A 13188-nucleotide genomic window follows, 5' to 3' on the forward strand; every position below is an offset into this window, starting at 1 on the left:
CCGAAAGATCGGTAACGGTGGCGGTAGGCTGGGTGGCGAGCGCGTGGCCGGGAGGAACCGCCAGCACGGTCTCGTAGGCACCGAGCGACTCGGAAATAAGAACCCCCTCCTGCTCCGCAGGTTCCCCCTCGGTCGTCACCAGCCCAATGTCCACCACGCCGCTGAGCACCAGCTCCCGCACCCGCGCCGAGAGTCCGGTTCTGAGAGACAGCTCGATTCCGGGATGCTCTTGCCGAAACTGAGTGAGAAGTGGCGGCAGGACATAGGTCGCCAGTGTGCTCGCCGCACCGATTGCGATACGCCCTGCCCGTCCCGCCGCCAGCTCCGAGAGCGCCTCGTGGGCTTCGTCGTTGAGGCGCAGAATGTGCTCCGCGTAGCCTAGAAGCGTCTCCCCTGCTCCCGTGAGCTGGATGCTCTTGCCCAGCCGGTCAAAGAGTAGCGCTCCCAGCTCACTCTCTAGCGCCGCAATCTGCCGCGTCACGGCGGGCTGGGTCAGATGCAGCTCCTCAGCCGCCCGCGTAAAGCTCGCCCGCCGTGCGACGGTCACAAAGGCTTCGAGTTGTCGCAGTTCCATACGCAAATCACATCCATTCTATAAAATCAATTCATTGGGAGCATAACACAGAACCAGGTACAATACAAACCAAGAAAAGCAAAATCAGGGGGCTTTCGCCTTCTTGCCGCAACAGCGGGCCCATTTATGCGCCCGGGAAAGAAAATCAATGTTTGATGTGATTCGTAAGTTTTCCTACGCCGGAGGGAAGACCGGCAAGTATTGCTCGTTGCCGGAGCTGGAAAAACTCGGAATTGGGCCTGTGTCAAAGCTGCCTGTCTCGATCCGAATTGTGCTGGAGTCGGTGCTGCGTAACTGCGATGGGGTGCGCGTGGCGGATGCCGATGTCAAGACCCTGGCGAACTGGGCCGCAACCGGCGAGCGCACGGCAGAGATTCCCTTTGTGGTCGCGCGTGTCGTGCTACAGGACTTTACGGGCGTGCCGCTACTGGTCGATCTGGCCGCGATGCGCGATGCCGCCGCCAAGCTGGGCAAGAACCCTAAGATCATTGAGCCGCTGGTGCCCGTTGACCTGGTCGTGGACCACTCCATTCAGGTGGATGTCAGCGAGAGCGGCGATGCGCTTCAGAAGAACATGGAGATTGAGTTTGCCCGCAACGAGCAGCGCTACCAGTTCCTGAAGTGGGGCATGCAGGCATTCGACACGTTCTCGGTTGTCCCGCCCGGAATCGGGATCGTCCACCAGGTGAACTTGGAATATCTCGCCAAGGGCGTCTTGGTAGACGGCGAGGGCGTCTTCTACCCCGACACGCTGGTGGGAACCGACTCGCACACGACCATGATCAACGGCCTTGGCATTGTCGGCTGGGGCGTCGGGGGGATCGAGGCCGAGGCAGGAATGCTGGGCCAGCCGGTCTACTTCCTGACTCCCGATGTCGTCGGCGTGACGCTCACCGGGTCGCTGACGCCCGGTGTGACGGCGACGGATCTTGTCCTCACCCTCACCGAGATGCTGCGTGCGGCCAAAGTCGTTGGCAAGTTTGTGGAGTTCCACGGCGAGGGCGCGGCGTCGCTTAGCCTCACCGACCGTGCGACGATTGCGAACATGGCTCCTGAGTACGGTGCGACCATGGGCTTCTTCCCGGTGGACGAGGAGTCTTGCCGCTACCTGACCAACACGGGTCGCACAGAAGACCAGGTGGATGCGTTCCGTCAGTACTTCAAGGCGCAGGGCCTGTTCGGGATGCCCGCCGCCGGTGCACTGGAGTACAGCCAGCTTCTGACGCTGGATCTCAGCACCGTCGTTCCCAGTGTCGCCGGGCCGAAGCGTCCTCAGGATCGTATCGCCCTCACCGATGTGAAAGAGAAGTTCGGCGAGCTCGTCGCGGCCAATACCAAGTTCCAGATTCTGCCCATGGCTGGGAGCCCGGTATCGGATCGCAAGCTCGAAACCGAGACGTTAAGTGATGGCGATGTGGTGATTGCCGCGATCACAAGCTGCACCAACACGTCCAACCCGAGCGTCATGCTGGCGGCGGGCTTGGTGGCGAAGAAGGCTGTCGAGAAGGGCCTGACCGTCCGCGAGACCGTGAAAACGTCGCTTGGGCCTGGCTCCCGCGTCGTGACCGACTACTTGACCAAGACAGGGCTCCAGAGCTACTTGGACACGCTGGGCTTTCAGACCGTGGGCTACGGCTGTACGACCTGTATTGGCAACTCCGGCCCACTGGACGCCTCGATTGAGAAGACCGTGGTCGAGAACAATCTGACCGTGGCCGCGGTGCTCTCGGGGAACCGCAACTTCGAGGCGCGGGTGCACCAGAACGTGAAAGCGAACTTCCTGATGTCTCCGCCGCTGGTTGTGGCCTACGCGCTGGCCGGTTCCGTGAACATTGACCTCACGACCCAAGCACTGGGCACGGGCAGCGATGGCAGCCCGGTCTACCTGAAGGACATCTGGCCGACTCCCGCCGAAGTGGCCGCGCTGATCGGCTCCGCGGAGGATCCCGCCGTGTTCCAGAAGCTCTACGCGGGCTTTGCGGAGCAGAACCCGCTCTGGCAGGAGATTTCATCCAGCACCGGCGATCTCTACGCCTGGGACGACAACTCGACCTACATCCAGCACCCGCCCTACTTTGAGAACTTCGGCCCGGATGCCGGTGTCGCCGCCGATGTACTCGGTGCACGTCCTCTCGCCATCCTCGGCGACTCGGTGACGACGGATCATATCTCCCCCGCCGGTGCGATCAAGGCCAGCTCTCCTGCCGGTCGGTACTTAGTGGAGCACGGCGTGGAGGCCACCGACTTCAATAGTTACGGCTCGCGCCGTGGCAACGATAGAGTCATGGTGCGCGGGACGTTTGCCAATGTCCGTATCAAGAACCTGATGGTGCCCGGTGTGGAGGGCGGCATCACGAAGATCAACGGCGCGGGCGAGCCCGTGGCGATCTACGATGCGGCGATGGAGTACAAGGCCGCGGGTGTTCCGCTGGTGATTCTGGCCGGGCAAGAGTACGGCACGGGCTCCAGCCGCGACTGGGCGGCCAAGGGCACCGCGCTCCAGGGCGTGAAAGCCGTGATCGCGCAGAGCTTCGAGCGCATCCACCGCAGCAACCTGGTGGGAATGGGCGTCCTCCCCTGCCAGTTCCCCGAGGGCGTCAGCGCTGTAACGCTCGGCCTCGATGGCACAGAGACCTTCGACCTGACGGGAGTCGCAGGGGGAATCACCCCGCGCATGGGCCTGACCCTGACGATCACCAAAGCCGATGGCACGACAATCGAGCAGCCCGTCACGCTGCGGATTGATACGCCCATCGAGGTGGAGTACTACCTCCACGGCGGGATTCTGCCCTACGTCCTGCGGCAATTGGTGGCTCGGGCGTAACGTCCGGGTCATCGGGCGTCGTTTCACGGTCGGGCGGCATCACGAGTCCGGGCGGATAAATCAGCCTGCTGTTGCGGCAAGACCCATAAATGGGCCTACAGAGTGTGTGAGAGATGAGCCGGAGGAATTTCCCTCTGGCTCGTCGCATTTTCCGGTACTATGAGCTATGCAAAACCAGCAGGAGAGAGAGACTACCAATAGCACCGCGCGAACCGGTCGCCGTAGGTCGATAGGTGAGCTAGTTGTGGCTTGCTTGCTACTGCTATGGGGTATTGGCACCGCCTGTCTGTTATCGCCGATGTTGTTAGAGATAGTACATGGACATGGGGACAGATATGATCGTTTTTTCTCATTTTTTGTTTTTCTGGGGCTTATTCAAGCGTGTTGCTGTGTATTTGGTGGAATTGGAACCATATTGCCAAATCGAGTCCTTGCAAAGCGGTCATTGGAAGTCGTAACAGTAGGTTGGATTGGACAAGCCATATGCAATGCATTTAATGAGCAAGGTGTAGATAAATGGATAATTGTGGGATGTTTAGCATGTGCATCCATTGGCGCACTTTTCTTTCTTCTGAGTCGTTGGTTAGGCCGTCAGGAAGAAACCGATTTCAGGACGTGAACGTCTCGAACCAACCCTACCTGCGGCAGGGAGGCACTCAAGGGGTACCCGGAGGACAGGTATTTCAATGCCCGGAAGCGATATAATTTCCCCATGACCATCACGCTTGATAAACCCACTCAGCGGCGTCTGGAGGCTCTGGCGAAGAAGCAGAACCGACCGACCGAGGAAGTCGCGGCCTCGCTCATGGCGGCGGCGCTCTTCAAAGAGCCTGCGAAAGATCGCGAGAGTGAGCTGTTGCATCTGATCTCCGATGGCCTCCCAGAAAGCTTCTGGTCACGCAAGGCAGAGCTGGATACAAAAGCCGAGGCGGGGACACTCACACCTGATGAGCACACCGAGCGCCTTGCCTTTCTCACGGAAATGGAGCGCTGGCAAGTGGTACGCCTTGAGGCCGTGGTCGAGCTGGCGCAGCTACGCGAGGAGACGCCACATACGGTGATGCAGAAGCTGGGCATTCTCCCCGTTGACCTCCCCGTCGCTGTCTGAGGGCTACGATGCTTGAGGGCATAGCTACAGAAAATTTTCTTGGGGCTAAAGAGCTTTTGGGAACACCTAAGGGTTCTATAGCCGTATCGTAAAGTACCTTAGGTGCAGACAAAAATTCTGTAGCCAAGCCATCAGGAGGTTTAGTAATGCCATTAGTTTCTGTAGGGTCGTACTTGCCGACCATAGATGTTTTTTCTGCACACTGGGTGAGTGCGGAATCCAAGCTAGGGAAGCCGATTGTGCTACGCGGGGGAATGACCCGCGCCGGGCTGACGGCGCTTCGGGGGGATTTAGAAGGGGCGATTGATGCGGTCACAGATGCCTTTGCCGACTACACGGTCATGGTGGGGCAGAAGGATGTGGCGCGGGCTGAAATGGTGCCACTGGTGGCGGCGTTTAACCGGGCGGTGCGCGGGGCGCTCACCGGCACGGGTTACGAGCACAATCTTCCCGATGCCGTGGGGCCGCTCACGGGGCAGGCGGAGCTGATTAAGGCGCTCAGTGATGTGGCAAGCCGCTGGGGGCAGATTGACAACGCGACCATTGCGGGCTTTACGGGGCCGCTGACGCTTGCCGGAGGGCTGACTCTGGGGCAGTTTACGGCGAAAGTGGCGACTCTGGAGGCAGCCTATCTCGCGCTGGAGAACGCCGAAGTCGCCCTCTCGGTGGTGCGCAAAGAGCGCGATAGCCAAAGAGCGCTGGTCAAGACGGCACTGACAAGCTACCGACGGCGAATCGTGGGACTCTTTGCGCCTGAGGATGCCATTGTGCTCAGCCTGCCCCAAGTGAACCCTGAGCCCGGCTCGACACCGCCTGCGGTGAGCGTGAGCGGGGTCTGGGACGGAGCCAGCGAGACGGCGCGGCTGACCATTATCCCCCTCTCCGATCCCAAAGTGAGAGTCGCCCACTACGAGGTGCGCTTCTGTCCGGGGGCGAGCTACAAGACCGCCACCGAGGAGACGATCGGGCGCTTTGGTGAGGGCGCAACGACGTTCGAGACCACCGTCGGGCTTGCGTCCAGCGGGGCAAGTGCGCTGTTTCGTGTCTACACCATCACCGAGACGGGCAACGAGAAAGGCAGCAGCACCGTCAAGATCACCCGCTAACCCCCTGCGGGCCATGAACTCCACACGATTGCCACACGGTAGCTTGATACGCTCGGGGGCATGATAAAGCGACGTAACCTCCTTAAACTTGCCCTTGCCCTGCCCGTCACAACACTGGCGGGCTGTGGCAGTGGCTGGAACCTGGGCTTTGGCCCCCTTAAAGGCGGCGGAGGTGGCGATGGCGCAACCAGCACGCAACGAAGCACGGGTCGGGTGATCTTGCCCACGGGCTCCCCTCTGAGCCTTGGCCAGCTCCAGCTCCTCTCCGGTTACACGGCAGCGGAGCTTAAAGGCGATGGCAGCTTTACCCTGGAGCAATTTAACGCCACCCCGGCCCTCCTCCTGCTCACCGATAAAGACAAGCGCCTAGTGCTACTCGGTTTCTCGGGGAGCACCGCCAGCGGCATGGTGGGCGAGGTCAGCCCGCTCCAGACCGCCATTGCGCTACTCTTCTACGCCGTCGGAGCTTTCACACTTCCGACCGAGGCCCAGGAGCGGGTTCGGGTACTTCTGCGTGAGGATGAGCGGGTGAAGGTGCTCGCCAGCCAAATTACCACCCAGCTCGCCGCCAACCCCTACGCTCTGGCCAACAGTGATCCTGCGCTATTTGGTGCCGTGACGGCGGTTCGAGATGCCCTGGTTCCCCCAACCACACGGGCCGTCCTCACCCGCCACCGCGCCGATCCCCTCGCCACGACTCTGATTCAGACCTCACCAGAGAACGAGCAATCGGGGTTTCTTGCTGCGCCCAATGCCAGTGGCCTCGGGATGACGATCACCAACACGCGTCGCCGCAACGCCATTGTCAATATCTACGAGTCGGCCTACAAAACCGAAGCCAGTACAGACCCCGTGCCCGTCCCGGACTCCAAGTACCACCGCATTATCTACAGCGAGATTCTTTGGGGAACCTCAGGGCTCTCCGGTGTGGCAGGGACGCTTATTGACTACGCCGCAGGCTCCTACACCGACCCTGATGGCAACGTGGTCGGTGGGGCGTATGTTCCTGTGAAGAGTGGCCCCTACAGCCTTGATCTGTTTCCCAGCGAGGCCACCAGGGCCACGTATCGCGTTGAGATTATCGCCAACGGCAACGGCGGCGATCCCAATAATCTGACCGGCACCGCAAAGACCCTCGCGGGCGATCTCACACCGCTTGGGGCTCATGTCAAGATCTCCTTCATCACCTTTTTCAAAGACTTTCTCCTACCCACCATTGCCACGTTTTCCGGACTCCAAGGAAGCCTCCAGCTGGATCTGCGAGGTACTACGGGCGGCTATCCCTCCTCAGAGCTTCTCAAAAACTTCGACGATCTGGCACTGATTCTATCTGGGGTCGTGGATTCTGGAATTGCCATCAATGCAGGCAATGCACGTAGCCTCCTGATTACGGTTCTTAAGGCGCTCGCCAACAATGGCACGCTGCGCCAGAAATTTATCGAGTGGATGGTGGTGCTTTTCGCCCGCAAGGGATTCACGCAAGCTGCTGCGGGCGTGCTCCTAGGAACCCTTGCCACGGCTCTCAATGCGATTGTGATTGTGGTGGATAAAGTTCTGGGAGCCGCCGATATTGGTGCGGTGCTGGCGGACTGGGCACGCTCCGATAGCTATGTTCTCTTTGAGGCCACCGTGATCGCGGCAAGGGTCAAGCTCACCCCCCTGACGTCCACTCTGAAGGCAGGCGATCCTCTGCCGCTGCGCGCCAGCACGACCGTAGATGCACCGGTCATCACCTACCACTGGCGCATTGTGACGGGCAGTGGCACCCTGAAAAACCCGGCCAGCGGCCTGACAGGTGTTAGCCTTGACTCCGCCTCACAGGACATGATCTACCAGAGCGACGCCAACGCCGCCGATAAGGAGACCGTCACGATTGAGCTAGAGGGCTTTGTCGGTAGCGTCAACGATCCCAACCGTAGCAGTATCGGCAAGATCAACGGCACGGTGACGATAAGCAAGCCGGAGAATCTCATCAAAAACGGTGACTTCTCGGCGGGGATGTCGGACTGGAAGCAAGTGGCACTGGCAGGAGGAAGCTTTGGAGGCTATCCCAAGTTTCAAGTGTATCCTCCCTGGCCAAATTCCTTTCGAGCAGGCAACGACTTGTGCAACATCCACGTCCCCGGAAGTGCCAATGCCTATATCTCACAGACGGTCACGCTCCCGGATCGCCCTATGACACTGAGCCTTGTCGCCTGGAATAATATCCAGCCTGCTAGCCTGATCATCAGTGTAATTCAGGACGGTGCCGAGACCATTCTTGGCTCCCCCAGTCTGCCGAGTATTGTGACTCTTAACGGCGGCTATCACTACAACGGGGGGCTTCCCGTGTCTCTCTCGTACCCACTTGATGCCTTCAAAGGTAAGACGATTGAGGTGCGCTTTCGTACGACAGCCGCTGGATACGATGGCACAGTGATGAGCCTGGACGATATCGCCATTCGTTAGGAACGAAACATAATGCAACGACGAAACCTACTAAAACTTGCCCTTGCGCTTCCCCTCGCAGGCTGTGGCAGCGGCTGGCAGGCAGGCTTTGGCCCCATCCGTGACGGAGGGGGCGGAGGCTCAGATATCCCCACGCGCTTGGTAATGGGGCGAGTGGTCTTCCCCACTGGAACACCGGTGACTTTGACGGCGCTCAAGGCAGAGACGGCACTGGGAGCGACCTCTGTCGCAAACGATGGTAGCTGTCAACTACCAACGTCCCCCACAGCAACGGGCCCGATACTGGCCTGGGTACGCAATAACACGGCGATTCTCTTTCTCGGCTTTGTCACAGAGGGTGACGCGACTCTTGATGCCACATCGACGGCTTTAGCATTGCTCTATCTCTCGCTGGGAGGCTTTCAGGCGGAGGAAGCCAGCAAGCCAGTCTTGCTCAGTGGGCTCCGAAAGCACGCCGCCACTGCCACCCTCGCCCAAGTGATAGCGGCACGGGTTACCACACTTCCCATGGCCCTTGCCGAGGGCGATGCGGCACTGGGAGCAGCGCTGAAGATCGCTCACGAAACTATCGTCGCGGAGCTAAATGCAGCAGGCCGAGCCGTAGCAACTCCACAGCCAACGCGCTCTCGGGCAACCTCGTCAGCAAGCCTTCTGGTGGAGCCTGCCGTTCCGCAGAGCAACGTCCGCGTGGATCAGACAACCGCACCACAAACCTTCATCGCCACCAATCAGGCCCGGCGCTACTGCCAGGTGATGACCTACGAGATAGACCGTGAGAACAAAAGCGGACAGCGAGCCAATCCCGCAAAAGCACGGCTTGTCTCCTCAGTCTGGCTTACGAGTACGCCCGCGCTCGGATTTAAAGATACCGCGACCGGCTTTTTCAGTGGCAAGACCGCCTTCACGCCCGTCTCGACCGACCCCATCACTCTCTCCATGAACGACGGTGATGCCAAGACCTTCTTCGAGGTTGTGGTTCTCGGATCCTCGTCGCTGGTAGGTGATCCCCCTATCTACAGCGAGCCACGCTACGCAGGCGAAGTGGCAAAGTGGCGTGAGATCCGCGCCGACCTGAACCTCTCGTCTTGGGTCGCCGATGTCCTCCTGGGCTTGCTCTTAGAGCTCTGGGGGCTGCGGGACTTTGTGGCACAAAAAGGAGCAATTCGTGAGGCGGTGCAGAAGTTCCGTAAAGACTATGCGGTTATCGAGACACGACTTTTTATCGCGGCTGATGCAGGTGATCTCTCAGGAGCCCTGGCCGAGGTATTACGGCTTTTAGCAACCAGCCCCGCCTTTGTGGAGTACATGGTCTCGCTTGCCATTGCGCTCAACCCTAATCTCAAGAGCTACCTCTTTGCGGACACGGTCAAGAACAGTACAACATTGGTCACCAAGTCACTCCTGGCGGTTCTCAATGTGGCAGGACTGGTTCTAGGGGCAGGCGATCTAGGAGCCGTGCTGGTAGACCTGGCAAGCTCAGAGCAAGTGGACCGCTGGGCCGCGACTCTCGTCACCAGCGATGTTACGCTGAGTCCAGGGACTGCCACGATTGTGCCCGGAGACAGCCTCGCTCTGAGCGCACGCCTCCCAAATGCACTAGGAGCAAATATTGTCTACAAGTGGTCGCTTGCAGGGAGCGATCTTGCAACTCTAACGGATGTGAAAGAGGGCAAGTCGGGCTTGAGTATTGAGACATCAGGCGCGGAGATATCACTTGCTACAACTCCCTCGACAAAGGGAACGCTCACCGTGACCGTCGAGGCGGTTGAGATTGGTACCGGGGGAAGCCGGACGTCGCGTGGGCAGGCAGTCTCCACTATTACTGTCAACGACGATGTGCCGTTCGGTGCCGTTCGGGTTGTCTTTGATGGGAAGACACGTATTCTGCCGAAATACAGCACCCAGCGCCTCGCTGGCACCACAGGATTGGCGCTAGGGGCACTCTACCAGCAGGTCTCCACTGCGTATGGGGGGCTCGTGGGTCTCAAGCTGATCTTGCAGTTCTCTACCCCAACGGTCACGGTGGGAAGCACGGCACGCGTTGTCAGTGACTACGACCTCACGTATGAGCTTCCCGACGGCAGTAACTCTCTCTACTTCGCCCCTTCAGCTCCCGGAACCCTGACCGTCACCGCGGTGGGACAGGGCTACTTTGGCTACACCTTGAGCGTGAACCTCAAGGGCTTGCGCGGTGTTCCAACAACTGGCCCTGCAGTCTTCAAAGGCTGGGTGACAGACTACTGACAACGCAAAGAGCAGGTACTACTACCGGTTCTTGCCAAGAAATGCCCACTTTACACACTTGCGGAAGATACCTCAGTTAAACTAATACGATGAACCGAAATCTAATTCCAGCGCTTCTGGTCAGCGTCACCGTTTTTGGGCTCATGACGAGCGTCCATGCCCAAGACCCGACCATTCCGTTCTTCCGGAGCCTCTCGGGGTTTGGGCTTGATCGTACCCCGGACGGTGTCCCTAGCTATGGCCTCGCGTCGGAGGATATTGATTTCCAGGACTCGGCCACCCCCGTGAACACAGGCATTAGCTTTACCAATAAGAACTACGACGGTGCCTCGGTGAGTGTCCGCACTTCTAGCAACGACTTTGGGTTCTTCGCGGCCAAGAATTTTGCGCAGCTCTCGGTGAGTAATGTCCAGAACGCGGGCTACTACGCGATTGCGGGACGCGGCTCCCACACCACGGTCGAGTTCTTCACCCCAGAGGCACTGGCCCAGCGTGCGGTCTTCCACTGGACCGTCACCGGTAGCAGTAGCACGAATATCGGAACCGCGGGGAGCCGCATTGACTTTGCCGCAGGCGTCTATCCCACGACGGACTTCAATGGCTTCTTCGAGATACCACAAGGCCCACGCCTAGAGGCATACGGCCCCGGCAGCTACACCTACAACCTGCCGATGGTCTTGAACCAGCCTCTCGATCTGTTCTACTGGTCAAGCGCCTATATCGAAGTCAAGGACTCGGAGATTGCCTCAGTGGTAGGGGGCAGCATCAACGGTGTAGCGAACTTCTCCAGCACGTATGTTCTGGATCAGATCGATCTCTTTGATACCAACGACAATCGGATTACAAACTGGACGATGCAGGACAGTGCCACGGGCCAGCGGGTCTTTGACCAGAATGGCCCGGTGGGCTCGACCGGCAACGCAATCCCCGAGCCCATGAGCGTCGCCTTCCTCCTGATCGGAGGAACGGTGGTCGTTGTGCGCCGTCGCTTGATCGCTGCCTAGTTTTTTCGGAGCACGCGGACGCCGCGTGTCTCCAGTGGGGCGTTTCCGGTGAGCGTCTCCCCGGTCAGTAGATCGATCCAGCTCCCGGGTGCTAGCGCAATCGTGGCGGGCTCGGCGTGGTTGAGGAGATAGACAAACTCCCCACGCTGGGTCACTTCCACCCCGGCAGGCGGCGCAACGCCGTCGGCCAGCGGCGAGGCTATCCCCTTCTCGCGGCAGAGGGACCAGACAATGCGGCGCAGGCCACTGGCCTCGGGCTGGGTGGCGACGTAGTAGGCCACGCCGCTCCCAAACGTATTGCGCGTCACCGCAGGCTCACCGACATAGAAGTCCGACGTGTAGGTGGCTATTGTCTCCGCCGTCTCCAAGCGCACCCGGTCGCAGAGTAGCGTCGCCTCAAAAGTCTCGCCATCGTCGAAGCGCACGCCGTTCTTCTCGCTCGCCATCACGGCGTCTGTTTCTTCTATCCAGAGGCCCAGCACATCGCGCAATGGCCCCGGTGCGCCGCCCGGATGCACGGTATCAAACTCGTCTGTCAGGCCCGTAAACACCGAGGCCAGCAGGGTCGCGCCAGCACTCACGTGAGCTTTCAGTGCCTCGGCCTGCGTGAGAGTCAGCATCGAGAGCGTCGGGGCGAGGATCACGTCATAGGCGCTGAGATCGGCGTCGGGGCGCAGAACATCCACCTGAATCCCCAGGCTCCAGAGCGCCGTGAAGTAGCTACGGCACAGCTCGACATAGCTCAGATCGCGGGTCGGGCCGCTGGAAAACGACAAGCCCCACCAGTTCTCCCACGAGAAGAGCAGCGCGACTCGGGCCGTGACTCGCTTGCCAAGCAATGCACCGCCCAGGGTATGCAGCTCTTTTCCCAGTGCCTTCACTTCCTGGAATACCCGCGTGTCCGTCCGGTTGTGGTGCTCGACAATCGCGCCGTGGAGCTTCTCAATCCCACCTTGGCCGCGTCGCCACTGGAAGTACATCACCGAGTCCGCGCCGTGCGCCACGGCCTGAAACGACTGGAGGCGCAGCTCGCCGGGCAGCTTTACCGTGTTGTAGGGCTGCCAGTTCTGCTGCGACGGGCTCTGCTCCATCAAGAGAAACGGCTGGCCGTCCTTGAGGCCGCGCATCAGCGAGTGCGTGAAGGCGACATTGGCCGGTGGGCTGCCCTGCGGCGGGTAGCTGTCCCAGCTCACCACATCCATTTCCTTAGCCCACTCGTGGTAGTTCAGCGGGAGAAACGTCCCCATCAGGTTCGTGGTGATCGGGATATGGGGCGTGATCTCTCGCAAGACAACCGCCTCGGCGCGGTAGCAGTTCAGCAAGCTCTCGCTCTGAAAGCGCTGCCAGTCCAGCTTCAGCGCCTGGATTGCCCCCTCGCCATTGCGGTACGGCGGCTCGACCTGCGCTAGATCCGTGAACGTATGCCCCCAAAAACTCGTGTACCAGCGCTTGTTTAGCTCGGCGAGGCTCCCGTACTTGGCTTTCAGCCACTCACGGAACGATGCGGCGCAGGTCTCGCACCAGCAGTAGTTGCCATACTCGTTGCTGACATGCCAGAGGAGCACTGCCGGATGGTCTTTGTAGCGCTCGGCGAGCTTTCGGGCCAGATTGGTCGAGAGCCGACGGAAGTTCTCCGAGTTCGGGCAGAAAGTATGGCGATTCCCGTGGCGGCGGCGGTTGCCCATCTCGTCTGCCGTCAAAACATCGGGGTACTTCTGGGTCACCCACGCAGGCACGGACGCTGTGGCCGTTGCCAGGCAGACTTTTATCCCGCCCGAAGCGAGCTTATCTAAAATCTCGTCAAGCCACTCAAACGTGAACGTGCCTTCGTCGGGCTGGAGGCTCACCCACCCAAAAACGGGCAGCGTGGCGACATTGAC

At 60.0% G+C, this 13188-nt stretch carries 8 protein-coding genes; 6 read left to right on the top strand and 2 right to left on the bottom strand.

Features of this window, described 5'->3' with window-relative positions:
- Nucleotides 1–574: LysR substrate-binding domain-containing protein (locus RMO15_RS11735; protein ID WP_309712416.1), on the bottom strand; the 574-nt coding region annotated here is incomplete at its 3' end.
- A 148-nt stretch (nt 575–722) separates the two neighbouring features.
- Between RMO15_RS11735 and acnA the strand changes: the two genes are divergently transcribed.
- The 6 genes from acnA (at nt 723) to RMO15_RS11765 (ending at nt 11308) form a co-directional block, all read left to right on the top strand.
- Nucleotides 723–3398: an aconitate hydratase AcnA gene (gene acnA, locus RMO15_RS11740; RefSeq protein WP_309712419.1), complete on the top strand. Its 2676-nt coding sequence runs from the start codon at nt 723–725 to the stop codon at nt 3396–3398.
- Nucleotides 3399–4110: 712 nt separating this feature from the next.
- Complete coding sequence (locus RMO15_RS11745; protein WP_309712421.1) at nt 4111–4506, top strand: hypothetical protein; 396 nt, start codon at nt 4111–4113, stop codon at nt 4504–4506.
- A 146-nt stretch (nt 4507–4652) separates the two neighbouring features.
- The gene (locus tag RMO15_RS11750; protein WP_309712424.1) at nt 4653–5612 is read left to right on the top strand and encodes a hypothetical protein; all 960 of its coding nucleotides are present in this window, start codon (nt 4653–4655) and stop codon (nt 5610–5612) included.
- Nucleotides 5613–5672: 60 nt separating this feature from the next.
- Complete coding sequence (locus RMO15_RS11755) at nt 5673–8060, top strand: hypothetical protein (protein ID WP_309712426.1); 2388 nt, start codon at nt 5673–5675, stop codon at nt 8058–8060.
- A 12-nt stretch (nt 8061–8072) separates the two neighbouring features.
- On the top strand, nt 8073–10304 hold the full coding sequence (locus RMO15_RS11760; protein WP_309712429.1) for a hypothetical protein: 2232 nt from the start codon (nt 8073–8075) through the stop codon (nt 10302–10304).
- Nucleotides 10305–10393: 89 nt separating this feature from the next.
- Entirely contained in the window at nt 10394–11308 is a 915-nt protein-coding gene (locus tag RMO15_RS11765; protein WP_309712431.1) for a hypothetical protein, read from the top strand.
- Here the strand turns inward: RMO15_RS11765 and RMO15_RS11770 are convergent.
- Nucleotides 11305–13188: beta-galactosidase (locus RMO15_RS11770; protein WP_309712434.1), on the bottom strand; the 1884-nt coding region annotated here is incomplete at its 5' end. The two genes, RMO15_RS11765 and RMO15_RS11770, sit on opposite strands and share 4 nt — an antisense overlap.

It is taken from the genome of Armatimonas sp. (assembly GCF_031410135.1).
Classification (GTDB): Bacteria; Armatimonadota; Armatimonadia; order Armatimonadales; family Armatimonadaceae; genus Armatimonas.